The 20,276-nt window shown below is 37.5% G+C and carries 18 protein-coding genes; all 18 read right to left on the bottom strand.

Annotation, left to right across the window (positions count from 1 at the left end):
• Positions 1-556 precede the first annotated feature (556 nt).
• Positions 557-1,423 carry a 2-oxoacid:ferredoxin oxidoreductase subunit beta gene (locus ACQKM9_RS03165; RefSeq protein WP_427732550.1) on the bottom strand — a complete coding sequence of 289 codons (867 nt, stop codon included), beginning with the start codon at positions 1,421-1,423 and terminating at the stop codon, positions 557-559.
• The gene (locus tag ACQKM9_RS03160; protein WP_427732548.1) at positions 1,410-3,161 is read right to left on the bottom strand and encodes a 2-oxoacid:acceptor oxidoreductase subunit alpha; all 1,752 of its coding nucleotides are present in this window, start codon (positions 3,159-3,161) and stop codon (positions 1,410-1,412) included. Before ACQKM9_RS03160 ends, ACQKM9_RS03165 begins: the two co-directional genes overlap by 14 nt.
• A 334-nt stretch (positions 3,162-3,495) precedes the next feature.
• Positions 3,496-3,762, bottom strand: coding sequence for a stage V sporulation protein S (locus tag ACQKM9_RS03155; protein WP_038184313.1), 267 nt, complete (start codon positions 3,760-3,762; stop codon positions 3,496-3,498).
• A 90-nt stretch (positions 3,763-3,852) separates the two neighbouring features.
• On the bottom strand, positions 3,853-4,650 hold the full coding sequence (locus ACQKM9_RS03150) for a TIGR00282 family metallophosphoesterase (protein WP_340707593.1): 798 nt from the start codon (positions 4,648-4,650) through the stop codon (positions 3,853-3,855).
• Between the two features lie 138 nt (positions 4,651-4,788).
• Complete coding sequence (gene rny, locus ACQKM9_RS03145) at positions 4,789-6,345, bottom strand: ribonuclease Y (protein WP_053417409.1); 1,557 nt, start codon at positions 6,343-6,345, stop codon at positions 4,789-4,791.
• Between the two features lie 212 nt (positions 6,346-6,557).
• Complete coding sequence (recA, locus tag ACQKM9_RS03140) at positions 6,558-7,619, bottom strand: recombinase RecA (RefSeq protein ID WP_427732546.1); 1,062 nt, start codon at positions 7,617-7,619, stop codon at positions 6,558-6,560.
• Between the two features lie 175 nt (positions 7,620-7,794).
• Positions 7,795-9,051: a competence/damage-inducible protein A gene (locus ACQKM9_RS03135; protein WP_427732807.1), complete on the bottom strand. Its 1,257-nt coding sequence runs from the start codon at positions 9,049-9,051 to the stop codon at positions 7,795-7,797.
• A gap of 133 nt (positions 9,052-9,184) precedes the next feature.
• Entirely contained in the window at positions 9,185-9,763 is a 579-nt protein-coding gene (gene pgsA, locus ACQKM9_RS03130) for a CDP-diacylglycerol--glycerol-3-phosphate 3-phosphatidyltransferase (protein WP_053417411.1), read from the bottom strand.
• A gap of 49 nt (positions 9,764-9,812) precedes the next feature.
• Positions 9,813-10,715, bottom strand: coding sequence for a RodZ domain-containing protein (locus ACQKM9_RS03125; RefSeq protein WP_427732544.1), 903 nt, complete (start codon positions 10,713-10,715; stop codon positions 9,813-9,815).
• Positions 10,716-10,722: 7 nt separating this feature from the next.
• Positions 10,723-11,523, bottom strand: coding sequence for a DUF3388 domain-containing protein (locus tag ACQKM9_RS03120; RefSeq protein WP_427732542.1), 801 nt, complete (start codon positions 11,521-11,523; stop codon positions 10,723-10,725).
• 115 nt (positions 11,524-11,638) lie between these two features.
• Positions 11,639-11,896 carry a DUF3243 domain-containing protein gene (locus tag ACQKM9_RS03115; RefSeq protein WP_427732540.1) on the bottom strand — a complete coding sequence of 86 codons (258 nt, stop codon included), beginning with the start codon at positions 11,894-11,896 and terminating at the stop codon, positions 11,639-11,641.
• Positions 11,897-11,938: 42 nt separating this feature from the next.
• The gene (gene ymfI / locus ACQKM9_RS03110; RefSeq protein ID WP_427732538.1) at positions 11,939-12,667 is read right to left on the bottom strand and encodes an elongation factor P 5-aminopentanone reductase; all 729 of its coding nucleotides are present in this window, start codon (positions 12,665-12,667) and stop codon (positions 11,939-11,941) included.
• Positions 12,667-13,998 carry an EF-P 5-aminopentanol modification-associated protein YfmH gene (yfmH, locus tag ACQKM9_RS03105; protein ID WP_427732536.1) on the bottom strand — a complete coding sequence of 444 codons (1,332 nt, stop codon included), beginning with the start codon at positions 13,996-13,998 and terminating at the stop codon, positions 12,667-12,669. Before yfmH ends, ymfI begins: the two co-directional genes overlap by 1 nt.
• A complete protein-coding gene (yfmF, locus tag ACQKM9_RS03100) occupies positions 13,995-15,266 on the bottom strand; it encodes an EF-P 5-aminopentanol modification-associated protein YfmF (protein ID WP_427732534.1) in 1,272 nt (423 codons plus the stop codon). Before yfmF ends, yfmH begins: the two co-directional genes overlap by 4 nt.
• 170 nt (positions 15,267-15,436) lie before the next feature.
• Positions 15,437-16,396, bottom strand: a complete 960-nt coding sequence (locus ACQKM9_RS03095; protein WP_427732532.1) for an ABC transporter permease — start codon at positions 16,394-16,396, stop codon at positions 15,437-15,439.
• 1 nt (position 16,397) lies between these two features.
• Complete coding sequence (locus ACQKM9_RS03090) at positions 16,398-17,441, bottom strand: ABC transporter permease (protein ID WP_427732530.1); 1,044 nt, start codon at positions 17,439-17,441, stop codon at positions 16,398-16,400.
• A 1-nt stretch (position 17,442) separates the two neighbouring features.
• On the bottom strand, positions 17,443-18,990 hold the full coding sequence (locus ACQKM9_RS03085; protein ID WP_427732528.1) for an ABC transporter ATP-binding protein: 1,548 nt from the start codon (positions 18,988-18,990) through the stop codon (positions 17,443-17,445).
• 189 nt (positions 18,991-19,179) lie between these two features.
• Positions 19,180-20,241: a BMP family lipoprotein gene (locus tag ACQKM9_RS03080; protein WP_427732526.1), complete on the bottom strand. Its 1,062-nt coding sequence runs from the start codon at positions 20,239-20,241 to the stop codon at positions 19,180-19,182.
• Positions 20,242-20,276 lie beyond the last annotated feature (35 nt).

The following is a 20,276-nucleotide window of genomic DNA, read 5'->3' as shown; positions in this document are numbered from 1 at the left end:
CGTTATCTGGGGTCTTCTTGGCTCGTTTTGGCGCTACTCAGGCTTTCTTTAGCCCTACTCACTGGCTCTTTGGTGCTACTCAGACTTTCTTTAGCGCTGCTCAGACTTTTTGGCGCTGCTCGGGCTTTCTTTGGCGCTACTCACTGGCTCTTTGGCGCTACTCAGGCTTTCTTTAGCGCTGCTCGAGCTTTCTTTGGCGCTACTCAGACTTTCTTTAGCCCTACTCAGACTCTTTAGCGCTACTCGGGCTTTCTTTAGCCCTACTCAGACTCTTTGGCGCTACTCAGGCTTTCTTTAGCGCTGCTCGAGCTTTCTTTGGCGCTACTCAGACTTTCTTTAGCTCTACTCAGACTTTCTTTAGCCCTACTCAGACTCTTTGGCGCTGCTCGGGCTTTCTTTGGCGCTACTCAGGCTTTCTTTAGCTCTACTCAGACTTTGTAATCCCATTCCACTAATAAGGTAAGCCACTTTTATTCTTATCAATGCCTCATTAACAATAAAAAAACTAATCCTCTAGCCCGAAAAAAGACTTGAGGATTAGTTACTAAATTATTTATTACATAAATTCTTTCATTAGATCTTGAAGATCTTTTTCTTCAATCATCATATCTTGTTGGTTAAGAGGTTCTTCACTATATCCATTTACTAAGTTTTGATACGAAGGTGTTTCTTCGTCTTGATAAATGATACCTGTTACTAGACCTTCATGTTCCATTACAGTTGCCATTGCTTGGGCACGGTTTGTTGAATCGTATCCTTCAATGCTTGATAATTTTGTAATGTTTTCTTTGAACCAGTCATAAGTATTGATTTTATTATAAGTTACACAAGGGCTGAATACATTAATAAATGCGAAGCCGTTGTGATTCATACCTGCTTCAATGATCGCAGTTAGCTCTTTTAAATCTGTTGAAAAGCTTTGTGCTACGAATGTTGCGCCAGCAGATAATGCTACTTCTAATGGTTTTAGTGACGGTTCAATTGCGCCACCTGGTGTTGATTTTGTGACAAAACCAGCAGCTGAGCGTGGTGATGTTTGTCCTTTAGTTAAACCATAGATTTGATTATCCATAACGATATACGTGATATCGACATTACGACGGATTGAGTGAATTGTATGACCCATTCCTATTGCGAAACCGTCACCGTCACCGCCAGAAGCGATTACTTTTAAATCACGGTTAGCCATTTTCAATCCTTGCGCAATTGGTAATGCACGTCCGTGAATACCGTGTAAACCGTATGAATTGATATATCCCGAGATACGACCTGAGCAGCCTATCCCTGAAACAACTGCTAATTCATGTGGTTGGATTTCTAGATTCGCTGCAGCACGTTGGATTGCAGCTTGTACTGAAAAGTCACCACATCCAGGACACCAGTTAGGTTTAACATTATTTCGGAAATCCTTAAATGTTACCATCTGTTAGCAACTCCTTCACGCGGCCTAACAATTCTTTTGGCAAGAATGGTGTGCCGTCATATTTCACTAAGCTAATAATTTTATCATGTGCGCCAATATTCATTTTCATTACATTAGCTAATTGACCAGTAGCATTATTCTCAACGACAATTACTTTTTTTGCATTGTCGATTAATTCTTTCATTTCCACTGCTGGGAATGGGTGAATTAGTCGAATATGTGCGTGGTTTGTTTTAATGCCTTCTTCGTTTAACATCGGTTGAATTTCTTCTATTGCACCTTTAGTCGAGTTAAAGCCAACTAATAGAACATCCGCTTCCTCGTGTGGTGTGTTTTTAAATACAGGCATATTAAAGTTCACGTGATCTAATTTACGGAATCGTTTGTCCATTTGCGCTTTACGGTTACCCGCTGCTTCAGATGGTTTACCTGTCTCATCATGTTCAACACCTGTAACGTGGTGAATACCATGCTTTTGACCAGGTACAACACGAGTTGACACGCCATCTTCTGTTACTTCATAGCGTTTAAAGTAAGCTTTATCCTCTGCTTCAGGTAATTCGCCAAGTTCTAATTTACCACGGCGAATTTCGATTTTAGAGTAATCAAATGGTTCAACAGTTTGTTTACCAAGTGATAGCTGAAGATCCGATAATAAGATAACTGGTATTTGCAGTTCTTCTGCAATGTTAAACGCTTGAATTGTATCGTAGAATGCTTCTTCACCAGTACTTGGTGCAATAACAACTTTCGGAATTTCACCATGTGTTCCGTATAGCATTGCCATCAAATCAGATTGTTCTTGTTTTGTTGGTAGACCCGTAGATGGGCCACCTCGTTGTGTATCAACAATAACAAGAGGTTGTTCTGTCATACCGGAAAGGCCAATTGCTTCCATCATTAATGATAAGCCTGGACCTGCAGATGCAGTAAATGAACGAACGCCACCATAGTTTGCACCGATTGCCATTGTTGCAGCCGCGATTTCATCTTCTGTTTGGATAACAGTACCACCGAACTTCGGCAATTTTTTGATTAAATACTCCATTATTTCTGAAGCTGGAGTGATCGGATATGCTGCCATAATACGAGTTCCTGCAGCTAATGCACCTAGTGCGATAGCTTCGTTACCGATCATAAATAGACGGTGCTTACCATCAGCTGGCTCTAATTCGAATTTACCAATATTATCACCAAGCATACCGTTCATTAGTTCGTGTCCTTGTGCAATGGCTGTCATATTTTTTTGGACTACTATTTCACCTTTACGGCCGAAGATTTCATCAACGACACTTTGGAAAACTTCATCTTCAAGATTTAATAATGCAGCAGTTGCACCGATTGCTACCATGTTTTTCATTAAAGTAGTACCTAATTCAGCAGCGACTTCAGTGAATGGTACAACATACAATGTTGCAGGACAATCTTCTGGTTTTACTGGTTTAAATTTAGCATCTGCTAAAATTACACCTTCTGAAGTTAATTCTTTATAATTGACATCGATTGTTTCTTGGTCAAATGCAACCAATATATCTAAATCATCTGGAATCGTGTGTACGACAGATGTGCGTACGTTAATTTTATTGTTCGTATGGCCACCTTTAATACGGGAAGAGAAGTGACGGTATCCATATAAATGGTATCCAAGACGGTTCATAGCCGTAGAGAAAATTTCCCCCGTACTCTCAATACCTTCCCCTTGTTGCCCACCGACTTTCCATGAAAGCTGATGTAACATCTATAACATCTCCTTAATTACAGGTTTTTAGCTTTTTATCCTTCATCAGTTTATCACGAAGACTCGATGTAAACTATTGTTTATAGGCGAATTCTTTGAAATTCAGACCTTTGACTGAAAAGCTCGTTCAATAAGTTGTAATAATAATCACTGACAATACTCAATATGTTAACATACTTTTTTATGTATAGTAATAAAAGCTTAGTGTGCTCACTTTATTTTACAAAATACACCAACTAGCAACTTGAAGTTTGATTTCAAATGAGCAAAATGCGATGATTCATTATTTTCTCCATAAAAAAATACCGGTTTCCCGGTATTTTAGTTTTTTTATCTATCTCGTACGCTTTTCAACTAAAAGCTTCATAGCCGTTCGATCTTCACCTGCAATTAAGATATCCGTAAATGCAGGCGAACAAGTCAAGTCCGTTCCACTTGGTGCAACAAATCCTCTTGCAATTGCAACTGCTTTAACAGCTTGATTTAGTGCACCTGCTCCAACTGCTTGCATCTCTGCATAGCCTTGCTCTCTAATGACTGCTACTAATGCGCCAGCTACTGAGTTCGGGTTTGAGCGAGAAGATACTTTCAATGAATCCACAACAATTCCTCCCTTAATTTGAAAAAATGTGGGACATCTCTCTTGTCCATGGATTATTGTATGCACCGAGTTTTGGGAATAGACTTACAATTATGCTTTGAAAGGATAATCTGCGTTAATATATATACGCTCAAATGATTTTGCTAAGCCCGTTTTATCATCAAGATCAACAAAGAAGCCACTTAGTACTTCTCGACCTTGTTTTGGTACTTCAAAGCGTGTTGGCATATTTGTTTTAAATCGATAGATTACGCTTTCTTTATTCATTCCAAGTACTTCATCATAAGGTCCAGTCATTCCAACATCAGTAATATATGCTGTACCACCAGGGTAAATGCGTGCATCCGCTGTTTGTACATGTGTATGCGTCCCTACAAGAGTTGATACTCGTCCATCTAAATACCATCCCATTGCAATTTTTTCACTCGTTGTTTCAGCATGGAAATCTACGAAAATAAGTGGAGAAACTTTTTTTGCTTCTTCTATTAATTCGTCTGCTTTAGCAAATGGATCGCCATGTGGTGGTAAGAAAGTACGTCCATGTAAATTGATTACAGATAAAGTATGACCATTTTTTGAAATAGTCGTCATCCCTTTGCCGGGCGCTTCGTCTGAGAAGTTTGCAGGTCTGATTAAAAATTCTGCATCGTCAATGAAATCGAAAATTTCTTTCTGATCCCATGTGTGGTTACCCATTGTAATAACATCTACGCCCACCATTAATAACTCTTGATAAATGGCTCTTGTAATTCCACGTCCAGCAGCGGCGTTCTCCCCATTCGCAATGACAACATCTGGTGCATATTTTCTCTTTAATCTTGGTAAATATGTTTCAACAGCTGTACGGCCAATTGAGCCGACAATGTCTCCGATAAATAGTACTTTCATTATTGATTCACTCTTTTCCAACAAAAAAGGCTTCTCGACCGAGGTTCTAAGAAGCCTTCTTTATAAAATATTTGAATTTTTCAATTCAATTTTCTTACTTTACATTTGGCATATACTAATTTCTTATTCTGGATTTAACTATTTCGCATATTCGACTGCGCGTGTTTCACGAATAACCGTCACTTTAATATGCCCTGGATAATCCAGTTCATCCTCAATGCGTTTGCGAATATCACGTGCTAAACGATGTGAAGCTAAATCATCAATTTGATCGGGACGTACGATAATACGTATTTCACGACCTGCTTGAATAGCGAATGATTTCTCAACGCCTTCATATGATTCAGAGATTTCTTCTAGTTTTTCTAGTCGACGAATATAGTTTTCAAGTGTTTCACTTCGTGCACCTGGGCGCGCTGCAGATAAAGCATCAGCAGCAGCTACTAATACTGCAATTACTGAAGTTGGTTCAGTATCACCATGGTGAGAAGCAATACTATTAATAACAACAGGATGTTCTTTGTATTTTGTAGCTAATTCTACGCCTATTTCTACGTGACTTCCTTCTACTTCATGATCAATTGCTTTACCAATATCATGCAGTAACCCTGCACGTTTTGCTAAAAGTACATCTTCGCCTAATTCTGCTGCTAGTAAGCCCGCTAAATGAGCTACCTCTACAGAGTGTTTCAAGACGTTTTGACCATAGCTTGTACGATATTTCATACGGCCTAAAATTTTCATTAGATCCGGATGTAAATTGTGGATACCCACTTCGAATGTAGTTTGTTCACCTGTTTCACGAATTTGCTCGTCCACTTCACGGCGAGATTTCTCAACCATCTCTTCGATACGAGCTGGATGGATACGGCCGTCTTGTACTAATTTTTCAAGTGCTAGACGAGCTGTTTCACGGCGAATTGGATCGAACCCTGATAAAATAACTGCTTCAGGAGTGTCATCAATAATTAAATCGATACCTGTAAGCGTTTCAAGTGTTCGAATGTTACGGCCTTCACGTCCAATAATACGACCTTTCATCTCGTCATTTGGTAAAGTGACGACAGAGACAGTCGTTTCTGCAACGTGATCAGCTGCAAAGCGCTGAAGGGCTAGTGATAAAATTTCTCGTGCTTTTTTGTCAGATTCTTCTTTCGCTCGCATTTCAGATTCTTTCGTCATAACTGCTATATCAGTTGATAACTCGTTTTCTACTTGTTTTAGAATAATGACTTTTGCTTCTTCACGAGTTAATGCTGAGATACGTTCGATTTCAGATTGCTGTTTAGCTACGAGTTCTTCCACTTTGCTTTCCATCTGTTCAATATGCTGTTGTCTGTCGTTAAGAGCGTCTTCTTTGCGCTCTAAACCTGCTTCCCTCTTATTCAGAGCTTCATCCTTGCGATCAAGATTTTCTTCTCTTTGCAATAACCGGTTTTCTTGTTTCTGAAGCTCAGACCGGCGTTCACGGATGTCGTTTTCTGCTTCAGTTCGAAGTGTGTGAGTTTCATCTTTTGCTTCAAGAAGTGCTTCTTTCTTTAGAGCTTCCGCTTCTCTTTTACCTTCATCTATGATGAGCTCTGCGGAACTCTTTGCACCTGTCACTTTTGAATCATTCACTCTTTTATTGACGTAATAGATAACAGCGGCACCGACGATGAGTCCAAGCAAAGCGGAGATGATGTTTCCAGTCATTCGAACACCTCCTCTTGCTGTATTGTTTTCATTTTTAGTCGGCTATACATTAAGTATTTCTATGAGCTCTCAATATACTGCCTATTTCATTTCAATTTTAGAAATTATACAAGTTTAATTGTATAGTTGAAAAAAAACAATGTCAAGGATTCACAGTTATAGTTATAGTCAAAAGGGCCCTTCAATTGACATTGAAAGACCCTCTGAAAATCTTACTCTTCATTTAATAATGATGATAATTCTGCATCCATTGCTTCGTCTTCTTCATTTTCAACTGTATAAGAGTCAGTTGCAATCCCAGAAGCTACGCGGATTTTATGTGCAATTTCATTGCTGATTTCAGGGTTTTCTTTTAAGAATTGTTTTGCATTTTCGCGTCCTTGGCCTAAACGCTCTTCTTCATACGCATACCAAGAACCACTTTTTTGCACGATTTCTTTTTCTACACCGATATCGATGATTTCGCCTTCTTTTGAAATCCCTTCACCATACATAATATCTACTTCAGCTGTTTTGAATGGCGGTGCCACTTTGTTTTTAACGACTTTAATTTTAGTTCTGTTACCTACCATATCATTACCTTGCTTAATTGTTTCTGCGCGACGTACTTCTAAACGTACAGAACTGTAGAATTTTAGAGCACGTCCACCTGGTGTTGTTTCTGGATTACCGAACATAACACCAATCTTCTCACGAATTTGGTTAATGAAAATAGCAATTGTATTAGATTTGTTAATAATTCCTGATAGTTTACGTAATGCTTGCGACATTAAACGTGCTTGTAGACCAACATGTGAATCACCCATGTCACCTTCGATTTCAGCTTTTGGTACAAGAGCTGCTACAGAATCGATGATAATGATATCGATTGCACCACTACGTACAAGAGCTTCAGCAATTTCTAAAGCTTGCTCCCCTGTATCAGGTTGTGATAGTAATAATTCATCAATATTAACACCTAATTTTTGTGCATAGACTGGATCAAGTGCATGTTCTGCATCAATAAACGCTGCTGTACCACCGTTAGCTTGTACTTCCGCAATAGCATGAAGCGCTACAGTTGTTTTACCAGAACTCTCTGGTCCATATATTTCAATAACACGACCTCGTGGATATCCACCTACTCCAAGTGCTGTATCAAGTGCTAAAGAGCCACTTGAAGAAGTCATAATTTCGATGTCTGTTTTTTCGCCTAATTTCATAACTGAACCTTTACCAAATTGCTTTTCAATTTGTTTAAGGGCCATGTCTAATGCTGCTTTACGATCGCTCAATCTTGTTCCTCCTTCGAAAACATTATCTCTTTTATATCTGTATCTACTATACTTCTTTTTTGAGAAATACACAAGAAAAAAGCGAACATTTATTCGGAAAAATTTAACCAAAATCGAAAAGTATGCCCAACTTATTGCTCAAAAGCTGATTTTACTCCACTTTGAATGGATAAATTTATATTTTACGATAACCTTGTTCGGTCAATAATTGAATAATAAAAGCAAAAGTACGTTTCACTGCGCGTAAACGATTTGTATTGCGTTGCCCTGTTAGATGTAATTGATAAGTTTGAGGTTCATTATCACCGATAACTACAGCTATCCACACAGTACCGGCTGGTTGATTATCATGCCCTTCAGGACCTGCCGCCCCCGTTAAACCTATACCTATATCTGTACCGAACTTTCCTTTTACTTTACTAGCCATTGCCACAGCACATTGGGAACTTACAACTCCGTATTTTTCTAATAAGTCAGCAGAAATTCCTAGTTGCTCACGTTTTGCTTTTTCTGTATAAGTAACAATTCCACCAATTAACGATTGACTTATACCAGGATTTTCTGCTAATTCAGATTGAAAGAGTCCAGCAGTTAAACTTTCCGCAGCGGCAATGGTTAAATTGTTTTCAATAAGAATTTCAGCTGTTTTAGAAGAAAGAGAATCATCATTCGCACCGTACATAAAATGCCCAACTCTACGTAATATTTCATCCTTTGCTCCAGCTATTAGCTGTTCAGCTTGTTCTAGACTAAATGCCTTTGCTGTAATACGTAGAGTTACTTCCCCATCTGACGCTAGCGGTGCTATAGTAGGGTTTGTTTGGTTATCAAGTAAGTCTTGTACCTTTACCTCTAACTCTGCCTCACCTATGCCATAGAAGCGTAGTACGTGAGATACAATCTGAGCTCCATCATTAACTCTTGCAGCTAATTTTGGCTTCGCTTCAAATTGGAACATAGGCTCCAATTCCTTCGGCGGTCCTGGCAACAACATATATATATGGTTATTTTTTTCCAACAGCATACCAGGGGCCATACCATGACGATTTATTAGAACTTCACAATCTTTTAATACGAGAGCCTGTTTACGATTATTATCTGTCATAATACGATTTTGAAAAGTGAAAAATTCTTCAATCGATTGCATAGCAAAATTATCTATTTCCAGTACAGTCCCTAAATGTCGTGCGATTGTTTCCTTCGTTAAATCATCTTTCGTTGGCCCTAAGCCGCCTGAGAAGATAATGAGATCTGCACGGGTCTCAGCTACTTTAATCGCGTTTACTAAACGATCTACATTATCTCCGACGACAGTGTGATAATACACATTAATTCCTAGCTCAGATAATTGACCCGATATAAAACGTGCGTTTGTATTCGTAATTTGACCTAGTAAAAGCTCTGATCCAACTGCAATGATTTCTGCATTCATCTCTAACAATCCCTTCCTCTATCTAATAATATGTATGATGCTCAAAAAGTGCAAAATTACAAAAGGCGAGGTATATAATGTAGGAGAAAATCCTCCACACTTACATCCTCACCTACTAAAATTCATAATATAATTATTTTGAATCTAATAATACACGACGATTCAAGTAGAAATAATCTGCTCCAGACCAAACAGTAAAGAATAGAGCTACATATAATGCAATATCAGCAAAAGGAATGCTAAACATAGTAAAGAAAATATTATTTAGCAATAACGCAGAAATCGCAACAATTTGTGCCCATGTTTTAATTTTACCTAATTGGTTAGCAGCGACTACCTCGCCACCACCCGCTAAAATTAGTCGTAAACCAGTTACTGCAAATTCACGGCTGATAATAATAATAACTACCCATGCAGGAGCTGTTCCTAATTCAACAAGCAGGATAAATGCAGCAGAAACTAACAATTTATCTGCTAATGGGTCTAAGAATTTCCCCATATTTGTTACTAAATTATATTTCCGTGCGTAGTAGCCATCTACCCAATCTGTGATAGAAGCTATGATGAAAATCATCGCACCAACAAAGTGCTCGATAGGCATTGTTGCACCAAGTACTGTCATTTGCCCCCATCCAAAGTCCACTAACATTAAAAGCACGAATACTGGGATTAGCAAAACCCTTGAAACTGTAATTCTATTTGGTATATTCACGATTTCCTCACCCTTCTTTCAAAGAAAATAGCCATCTTTCTCTAGATGACTATTCTTTCTCTGAAAAATTAATGACGATATTTTGAGTACTTCGCTCGCTTGGAGAAGCCGCAAGTTTCAATTTCTCATCATTGACAAAAACTTTAGCATTTGCAGATGCTCCTAATCGAATACGAACGCTTTGCTTGCCCTTCGCATCAACTTCAACTACATCATCAGCATGATATACATCTGCTGTATCAGAGATTTCTGTACGATTTTCATCTTGTACACCAACCCATGTATCGCCAGTAACTTCTACACGAATTTTAAACTCTTCTGTACCAGTTAAAGTATAATTAGTTGTCTCATTATCGTTCACTAGTGTACCTTTAGAAAGTTCTTGTTGTTTTTCTTCTTTTTTAGTTGTTTCTTCATCATTCTTATCTTGATCTTTTGAACCGGCTACTTCATTGTCTTTATTCTTGCCAGTTGTAGGTGGAGTTTTTGTATCCACAGTTACTGGTGTTTCTGCATTAATATCTGGTGTAGAATTATCAGCTTTATTTTGGAACAATACCCAGATTACTACGATTGCAATTATGATAAATAAAGCAACAACAAGTTTCGGCATTAAGTCCATAAAACCTTTTGATGGCATTTTAGACAAGCTTCTACGCGATTGAGGTTGTTGAATTGTTGCTGTCGTTGTACTTTCAACTGTTTTGTTTGCAGGTACTTCAGATTTATACGTCTCAAGTAATTCATCGGCACTTAAATCAACCGCTTCTGCATACTGTTTAATAAATGCTCGAACATAAAACGTTCCAGGCATTATGCTATAATTTCCCTCTTCGATTGCAGAAAGATAGCGTTTTTGAATTTTCGTAATTTCTTGTAAGTCATCCAGACTATACCCTTTTGACAATCTCGCTTCTTTTAAACGAGCTCCTAATTCTGTCAACTGTAACACCTACCTGTTAAAAATTAAATCCTCCAAAGCCACCGAAACCACTCGAATCTTGAAGTAAGCTGTTATGTTTCTCCATGATTTCGTATGTAATTTCTTCATCTGGATGATGTCTTAATTCGATAATATAATCAAAGTCTTCAATTGTATATTCAGAATGTTGCACGAACATATCAGGATGCTCTACTACCTTAATAGATGGCATACTCATCATTTCACGTACAAGTTGTTGATGTTTTTCATCAGAAGATCTCCTTGTGACAATTCCATCCAGAATGAATATATTATTGCTATTAAATTCGTCTCCAATCAGCTTGTTGCGTGCAGTTTGTTTAATCATAGTCGATGATAAAAATAACCATCTCTTATTTGCACAAACACTAGACGCTACGACTGATTCCGTCTTTCCAACACGAGGCATCCCTCGAATTCCAATAAGTTTATGACCGTCCTTTTTAAAAATTTCTGCCATAAAGTCTACTAAAATACCTAGTTCATCTCGTACAAAGCGAAACGTCTTTTTTTCATCTGCTTCTCTTTGTATATAACGACCATGTCGAATCGCTAGACGATCACGTGTTGTTGGCTCGCGAAATTTTGTTACACTTATCATTTCCATAGTCGAAACGATGTTCTCAAATCGTTCAATCTGTTCGTCCTTCTCAGCTCGTAAAAGCATTCCTCTTCGAACTTGATCGACACCGTTGATTGTCACAATATTCACACGAAGCATACCTAATAAGGAAGCAATATCTCCTAATAAGCCGGGGCGATTGATTTGTATTTCATATTCAAAATACCATTCTCTCACATACAACGATCCCTTCTATTATACGACGCTTAAAACATTTCTAAGTTCCATAATAGCTGATTTTTATACATATGGAAAGAAAAAAAGGAAAAGAGGGGCAATAACCCCCTTTTTCCTATTGCACCTTCCTATTCTGGACTAATTTTACAACACAATTAGCTAGAGATTGCTTTTCGTCATCGCTTGCCACCGACCAAAGCTCAGAAAGTACTCTCTCTTGTTCATTTTTTGGATCGACATGATTTGCCAAGTATTCACCTATTTGTACTGCCGCTTCTTGTATTACCTTTTGTGACATTCCTGCAGATTCCGCTTTTGAAACATTTTGCCCTAAAAAGCTCGTCCACTTCTGCCAATTTTCAATGATATCCATAGAATCCCTCCTTTTCACATTTAGTATGTGTAAAAAAGGTATTTATATGTACCATCCACCATTAATTCGAAGAATTTGACCAGTGATATAATTGGCACGTCCTGATAACAAGAAAGACGCTAAATGACCAACTTCAGCTGGTTCTCCTGCTCTTGCTAATGGAATTTCGTCTATTAGCTCCTGCTCTTCTTGATCCGTCAAATGCCCATTCATTTTAGTACTAATTAAGCCTGGTGCTACCGCATTAACAAGAACACCATTTCTCGCTGCTTCTTGCGCGTACGATTTAACAAAAGCATGAAGTGCACCTTTCACAGTAGCGTACAAAGCCTCTCCTGATGCCCCTGCTTCGCCCCAAACAGAACCAATCATAATAATATGACTTATTTCGTTCTGGCGTAATTTTGAAGCTAAAAGGCTAATCAATCTAATTGGAGTTTGTACATGGACTTTCCAAAGCGCATCCATTTCATCAGCAGTAGTATCTTCCACAAGTTTGTAAAGTGCTTGTCCACTAGCTACTACAATCGCTTGTATTGAAAATACGGAATTAGAAATATTTTCTGCAGCAAGAGGGTCTGTTAAATCAGCTTGCATCTTCATAAATTCTTGATCAGGATATAAGGCTGACAGATTACTTTCAAGCTCGACAGCCACCTCTTCACTGTGATTATACTGCAAATATAAAGACCAGCCATCTTTAGCAAGCTGCTCACTTATGGCACGTCCAATTGCACCGGACGCGCCAAGTACTAAGCAAAACTGTTTCATTATCGCTCTTGACCTTCTTTATCATTACTTGATTTCGCTTTATTTCCTACAGGTAAAATCTTAAATACTGTTTGCTGTGATTCCCCTTGTAATGAAGCAAAAGCTTGTTGCACGTCCGCTATCGTCAATTCTTCAATGACCGGAACTGCGTCAAATAAATTCATATCATTAAAAGCATATCTTGTGAATTGATTTGCGATAAATTCAATTGAATTTAATGCTCTTAAATAAAAGCCGATCTTACGACGTTTTACTCTCTCTAATCCATCTTCACCAAAAGGCCATTTTTCTTGTGCATTTTGTAATACATTTTGAATAGCTTCAACTAATTCACCTGTTTGATTCGTATCAGAACCAATTAAGGCAAAACCAAAGCCTTTTTCTAATGAGAAGTCATAAGAATACGATTCATCAATCATGCCTTTTTCATACACATTTGTATAAAATTCTGAAGAACGCCCAAATAATACATCCAGCGCTAACTGGATAGACAGCTCATGCTTTAACATAGCTTTGCCAGAAAGGCTTGTTTCTTTGGCTTTTATACCTACAATAACTTTTGGCTTTAATACATCCATTTCTAACGTGCTACTTTTTACTGCTACATCTGTAGGTTCAGTCACTTCAATACGTTGAATTGGTGCTGGCTCATCGAATGTTTTATCTGCTTGATCAGCACGAATAAAATCCATCATCTTCTCTGGTTCAACAGCACCGATGACAAATAGAAGCATATTAGATGGATGATAAAACGTATTATAACAAGTGTATAAATGATCTGCCGTAATATCATCGATCGACTCAATAGTACCTGCTATATCAATTTTCACTGGATGCTCATGGAACATATTTTCAATCGTTCCAAAGTATAAACGCCAATCTGGTTGGTCATCATACATTGTAATTTCTTGACCTATAATACCTTTTTCCTTCTCAACGGTTTGTTCCGTGAAATATGGTTGTTGTACGAAATCAAGTAACGTTTTCGTACTCTCATATAAATGATCTGTTGCAGAGAATAAATACGCTGTTCTTGTGAAAGATGTGAAAGCATTTGCTGAAGCACCTTTTTCACCGAACTTTTGGAATACATCTCCATCTTCTTTTTCAAACATTTTATGCTCTAAAAAATGTGCAATACCATCTGGAACTGTAATAGCTTCCGTACCACCAAGCGGTATGAATGAACGATCGATGGAACCATATTTTGTAGTAAAAGTGACAAATGTTTTAGAGAAGCCTTTTTTCGGCAAAATATAAACATCTAATCCATTATCTAACTTCTCGTAATAAAGCGTTTCGTCTAATTGATCGAATTGGATTGTTTTCATTCTGCAGCATCCTCCTTACCCCTTAAGAAATATACTGTTTCTTTTTCTACTTGTTTAGCCATATTAACTACATCTTCCTTCGTTACTGCTTGCCATTTTGCTGCCATATTTTCTACCGAGAACTCCGTAGGCAATTCTTTATATTGATCATATATTTCGATTTGGCCTCTTGCTGAATCAAGTGCTTCTTTTATTTGGTTAGTTAACATCGCTTTAGTTTGCGCTAATTCTAAATCTGTAATGTCGCCTTTTTGAATCGCAACTAGTTGTTCGTCGATTAATGAAATCGCCTTTTTCTCTTTGTTGGCATCAATTCCTGATATGACAAATACTAACCCATATTGGGCAGAATATGAGCTTGAGCAGTAATAAGCCATACTTTCTTTTTCACGTACATTCATAAATAATTTCGCGTGTGGATATCCTCCAAAAATACCATTAAAAATTTGCATTTTAGGAAAATCAGGGTGCGTGAAAGTGACAGGAGTATGATAGCCGATATGTAATTTACCTTGCTTCATATCTTGCTGTTCACTGACAAACGTTTCAGTCGGTTTACTTTCCACAGTTGGATGTGTAGCATGTTCCACTGTACGATCAGCAAATGGTAATGCTTTTTTCAAGCTTTCAACTATTGTTTTTTCATCAATATCCCCAACTACGTAGATATCAATTAAATCATCAGCTAACATCTCTTCGTACGTTTTAACTAATGACGCTGACGTAACTTTTTTAACATCTTCAATTGTGCCGTTAGCTGAGATAGATGCGGGATGATTTGGGCGCATAATATTTAATAATTTCTGTTGAGCATAGCGTGATTTATCATCAAAAACAGATTGAATTCGCTCAATCACCATTTCTTTTTCACGCCCAACAATACTTTCACGGAATACACCGTTATCGAAGTTCGGCTCAAATAGAACTGATTGCATTAGCTCTAGCACTTTGTCTAAAACTTCCCCATTTTTCAAATATTGATCATTGACTGTTTCAACATTTAATAAAACAGTATGTTCATCACCACGTTTTGTAGTATCAAAATACAATACTGTTCCATATAAATCATCTAAATACATACGCATAGCAGCAGTAGATGGATATCTCGCACTGCTATGTTGCAGTACATTTGTTAACACCGTTCTTTCAGATGCATCCTCGACAGTTAAAGGTCTTTTAAATTTCACTGAAAAATTGACAGTTTTGAATTGATCAGTCGTTCTTGTATGAATATTGACACCTTTTGCCACTTGAATTGTTTGGAACATGTAGACCCCTCCTATCTCTTTAATATAACAAACCATTACACTCACTATACATGCCTTTTAAATAAAAAAGCAACTTCAGGCAAAGTGAGTATTAAGTCTTGCTATTAAAGAGTCTTTATTCACAAAGAAAAAGACTAGGCTAATGCCCAGTCCTTTCTTTTAAATGAAAATTAACGCTTACCTTTAATATATGGTTGACCAACTGCTTTTGGTGCATGTGCTTTACCAATAAAGCCAGCTACAGCGAAGATTGTTAATACATAAGGTAAAATGTGTAAGTATACAGATGGAATGTCTTGAATATATGGAATCGAGTTCCCTGCTATACTTAAAGATTGCGCAAATCCGAAGAAAATTGCAGCTCCTAAGGCACCTAGTGGATGCCATTTACCGAAAATCATTGCCGCAAGAGCCATGAACCCTTGCCCATTAATTGTTCCGTGACCAAAGTCACCAGAAATTGTTTGCGAATAGATTGCACCACCAATACCACCTAAAACACCTGAAATGATAACGGCGATGTAACGCATTTTCGTTACATTAATACCCATCGTATCTGCCGCAGTTGGATGTTCCCCAACTGCACGTAAACGCAAACCAAATGGTGTCTTATAAATAATCACCCAAGCAAGAATCGCTACTGCAATTGCTAGAATTGAGGTACCATAAACATCCTTAAAGAACATAGGACCGATTAACGGAATATCCTCTAGATAAGGAATATTAAAGCGTGGGAAACGAACTTTAATCATATCTGTTTGCCCTTTATCGTAAAGCATTTTCACAGAGAATAATGCTATTGCAAGACCAAGCAAATTGATGGCTACCCCTGAAATCGTTTGATCGGCACGGAATGAAATAGCTGCTACTGCATGTAATATTGAGAAAATACCAGCAGCAAGTCCTGCTACTAATAATGCAATCCAAGGTGTCCAAGCTCCAAATGTATCAACATACGTTAAGTTGAATACAATCCCAGCAAACGCACCTATAACCATTAAACCTTCAAGTCCTATATTAACTACGCCAGAACGTTCGGAGAATACACCACCGACAGCCGTTAAAATAAGAGGCGCTGCATAGAAAATCGCAGTAGGAACAAGGAAATATAACACTTCCAAAAAGCTCATGCTATTTCGCCTCCTTTTTCTTGCTCAATCGTTCAAGGAATAATCTAATGATATAACCTGAAGCTACAAAGAAAATAACTAATGCTATTACTATCGAAACTATTTCTAAAGGTATGCCGACGTTTGGCATATTTAATGAACCGAATTTCAATGCACCGAATAATATTGCACCTAATAATACTCCAAATGGTGTATTGGCACCGAGTAAAGCTACCGCAATACCATCAAATCCAATACCAGTAAAGCCACCTTTAACTGAAATGTTACCGAATGTTCCAAGCGCTTCCATTGCACCTGCAAGACCGGCAAACGCACCCGAAATAACCATAGCAAGAATAATATTATTTTTAACATTCATACCAGCATATTCAGAAGCATTTTGATTGAAACCAACTGCTTTAAGCTCGAAACCACGTTTTGTTTTCTCTAAAATGAACCACATAACGACAACCATTACTAAAGCGATTATAATACCGTAATGCATACGTGAATAATCAGTAAACGTATCTAAAAAAGTCGATCGCAATGATGCCGATTCATGAATCATCGGTGTTTTTTCTCCATTATCAGAAAGTGATTTAATCACTGCATTTGATACATGTAGAGCAATATAGTTCATCATAATTGTGACGATAACTTCATGCACTTGTAATTTCGCCTTTAATAAACCTGGGATAAACGCCCATAGTGCTCCTGCTACTGCAGCAGCTATTATAGCTAATGGAAGGTGAATAATAGCTGGTAGTTCGAAAGCATATCCTACATATGCAGCTGCTAACCACCCCATAATTAATTGACCTTCAACACCAATATTAAATAAACCTGTGCGGAACGCAAATGCTACCGCTAAACCTGCCAATATATATGGCGTAATTTGGCGGATAGTGCCACCAATAGTAAACATATCCCCAAAGATACCTTCCCAAAGAGCAATATAACCTTCTACAGGGTCATAACCACTTACAAGCATAACAATTGCACCGACAATTAAGCCTAGAATTACTGAAATCACAGGGACGAGGATATTAGTCAATTTCTTCGACATGTTATTCGTCACCTTCCTTTACTTGTCCATTATTAGATTGTCGACCTTGTCCTGCCATTAATAGACCTAACTCTTGTTCAGTCGTTTCATTTGGCTTCACAGTATCGATAATTTGACCTTCATATATAACTGCAATTCTATCAGAAACATTCATAACTTCATCCAATTCAAATGAAATTAATAATACTGCCTTTCCTTTATCACGTTGTTCAATTAGGCGTTGGTGAATAAACTCAATGGCTCCAACATCCAAGCCACGTGTTGGCAATGCAGCAATTAGTAAATCTGGATTTCTATCTACTTCACGACCGATAATTGCTTTTTGTTGATTACCACCTGATAATGCACGAGCTGGTGTAACTTCACCATGACCTGAGCGAACATCGTATTCTTTCATTATCTTTTGCGCAAGTTCAGATATTTTGCTATAATCTATTATTCCAGCTTTTGCGATTGGAGACTTGTAATAAGTTTGAAGTGCGATATTGTGACCGATTGGAAAATCTAATACTAATCCGTGTTTATGACGATCTTGTGGGATATGCCCAACACCAGATTCCGTAATATCACGTGGTTTTAGATTAGTTATATTTTGATTATTTAATGAAACTGTACCTGACTTCACTTTACGAAGTCCTGTTATCGCTTCTATTAATTCGGACTGTCCGTTACCATCAATACCGGCAATACCGACAATTTCACCGCTACGTATCGAAAGATTCAAACCTTTCACTTTTTCAATATTTCGGTAGTCAGTTACGACTAAGTTTTCAATTTTCAAAATTTCTTCTTTAGGATTGGCTTCTATTTTTTTTGTTTTAAATTCAACTTGACGTCCAACCATTAACTCTGCTAATTGATTTGGTGATGTTTCAGAAGTTGTTACCGTTCCAATGCCTTGTCCTTTACGGATAATAGTCACTCTATCTGAAACTTCCATAATTTCTTGCAATTTATGAGTGATTAAGATAATAGATTTACCTTCTGCAATCAAACGTTTCATAATTTGAATCAATTCTGAAATTTCTTGTGGTGTTAATGATGCTGTAGGTTCATCGAAAATAATATTTTCTGCCCCACGATACAACGTTTTAATAATTTCTACACGTTGTTGCATACCGACAGAAATGTCCTCTATTTTCGCATATGGATCTACATTCAATCCATATTTTTCAGATAGAGCTTGTACTTTTTTCGCAGCATCTTTGATATTAACGATGCCATTTTTAGTAGGCTCACTACCTAAAATAATATTTTCTGTTACTGTAAAATTTTCAACTAACATGAAGTGTTGATGAACCATTCCAATACCTAGGTCATTCGCTACGTTAGGATTAGAAATTTTAACTTTCTTTCCATTCACACGAATTTCGCCAGCTTCAGGTTGATAAAGTCCGAAAAGCACGTTCATTAAAGTCGATTTCCCTGCACCATTTTCACCAAGCAATGCATGAATTTCACCTTTTTTCAGCTGAAGGGTGATATTATCATTTGCTACAAAAGATCCGAATTGCTTTCGAATATCTAGCATTTCTATCACATATTCCAATGTGTTCACTCCCTTGGACACTGTAAATTATATTTGTTGTTATTAATAAATTAACATAGGTTAAAAAAATTAACACAGGAAAGATTTTGAAATTATCAAAAACTTTTATCTATTAAATTTTTTCAGATAAAAGTCATCATAAAGACTTGTACTTAACTAGTCTTTATGATGACGACTTAAGTTAAATTATTACTTTTTCTTTTCTACTTTTTCTGGAACTTTAATTGTACCGTCAGCAATTTGTTTAGCATAATCATCGATTTTTTTCATAATATCCTCTGAAATAGCACCATGTGAATCTGCTAATGCCATACCATTATCTGCTAAACCGTATACTACAGTTTCTCCACCTGGGAATTTACCTTCTTTTGCTTGTTTTGCAACGTCTTGTACTGCAACATCAACACGTTTCAGAACGGAAGTTAAAGTAACATTAGATTTATCGTTAACTTGCCCTTCTTTGTATTGGTCAGCATCTACGCCGATTACCCATACATTCGCATTAGGGTCTTTAGCTTTACGTTCTTTTGCTTCAGTGAATACACCATTACCTGTTGCACCAGCAGCGTGGAAAATTACATCTACGCCTGTAGAATACATACGATTAGCAGTAGTTTTACCAAGCTCTGCTTTATCAAAAGCACCAGTATATTGAGCATCAACTGTAATATCTGGGTTTACTGCTTTAACACCTTCAACAAATCCAGCATGGAAGCGATTAATAACCGGAATATCCATACCACCTACAAAACCGATTTTGTTAGATTTTGTAACGCTAGCTGCAGCTACACCTGCAAGGAAAGCGCCTTCTTGCTCTTTGAACAAGATAGAAGCTACGTTTGGAGCATCAACTTCAGCATCAATAATTGAGAATTGAGAATTTGGTTTTTGTTCAGCAACTTCTTTTACAGAATCAGCCATCATAAAACCAACACCGAATATTAGGTCGAAGTTACGACGAATCATACTAGTTAAGTTTGGATTGTAATCAGCATCAGACGAAGATTGTTTATAGTCATAACCACCGTCACCTTTTTTCAAACCATTGTCTTTACCAAATTTTTGGATACCTTCCCAAGCCGATTGGTTGAATGATTTGTCATCCACACCACCAACGTCAGTTACCATTGCAAGTGAGAAATTGTCTTCTTTGTCGCCTTTAGATGTATCATCTTTAGAACCACATGCACCTAATAAAGTACCAGCAGCTAATACGACTGAAAGTGCTAAGCCAAATTTACGTTTTTTCATTTGGAGTCCCCCCAAAAGTGTTTGATGTTAGCAGG

This window comes from Viridibacillus sp. NPDC093762 (assembly GCF_050279675.1).
In the GTDB taxonomy this organism is placed as follows: domain Bacteria; phylum Bacillota; class Bacilli; order Bacillales_A; family Planococcaceae; genus Viridibacillus.
The sequence above is the reverse complement of the archived record's forward strand: the minus strand, read 5'-3'. Positions and strand labels throughout refer to the sequence as shown.

What these genes read in the sequence shown, in the direction of transcription:
- rny (WP_053417409.1), bottom strand. Translation starts at nt 6,345, where the DNA reads ATGACTGGAAACATCATCTCCGCTTTGCTTGGACTCATCGTCGGTGCC.
- ymfI (WP_427732538.1), bottom strand. Translation starts at nt 12,667, where the DNA reads ATGAAACAGTTTTGCTTAGTACTTGGCGCGTCCGGTGCAATTGGACGT.
- yfmH (WP_427732536.1), bottom strand. Translation starts at nt 13,998, where the DNA reads ATGAAAACAATCCAATTCGATCAATTAGACGAAACGCTTTATTACGAG.
- ACQKM9_RS03115 (WP_427732540.1), bottom strand. Translation starts at nt 11,896, where the DNA reads ATGGATATCATTGAAAATTGGCAGAAGTGGACGAGCTTTTTAGGGCAA.
- ACQKM9_RS03135 (WP_427732807.1), bottom strand. Translation starts at nt 9,051, where the DNA reads ATGAATGCAGAAATCATTGCAGTTGGATCAGAGCTTTTACTAGGTCAA.
- ACQKM9_RS03090 (WP_427732530.1), bottom strand. Translation starts at nt 17,441, where the DNA reads ATGTCGAAGAAATTGACTAATATCCTCGTCCCTGTGATTTCAGTAATT.
- ACQKM9_RS03160 (WP_427732548.1), bottom strand. Translation starts at nt 3,161, where the DNA reads ATGTTACATCAGCTTTCATGGAAAGTCGGTGGGCAACAAGGGGAAGGT.
- ACQKM9_RS03165 (WP_427732550.1), bottom strand. Translation starts at nt 1,423, where the DNA reads ATGGTAACATTTAAGGATTTCCGAAATAATGTTAAACCTAACTGGTGT.
- ACQKM9_RS03150 (WP_340707593.1), bottom strand. Translation starts at nt 4,650, where the DNA reads ATGAAAGTACTATTTATCGGAGACATTGTCGGCTCAATTGGCCGTACA.
- ACQKM9_RS03080 (WP_427732526.1), bottom strand. Translation starts at nt 20,241, where the DNA reads ATGAAAAAACGTAAATTTGGCTTAGCACTTTCAGTCGTATTAGCTGCT.
- yfmF (WP_427732534.1), bottom strand. Translation starts at nt 15,266, where the DNA reads ATGTTCCAAACAATTCAAGTGGCAAAAGGTGTCAATATTCATACAAGA.
- ACQKM9_RS03095 (WP_427732532.1), bottom strand. Translation starts at nt 16,396, where the DNA reads ATGAGCTTTTTGGAAGTGTTATATTTCCTTGTTCCTACTGCGATTTTC.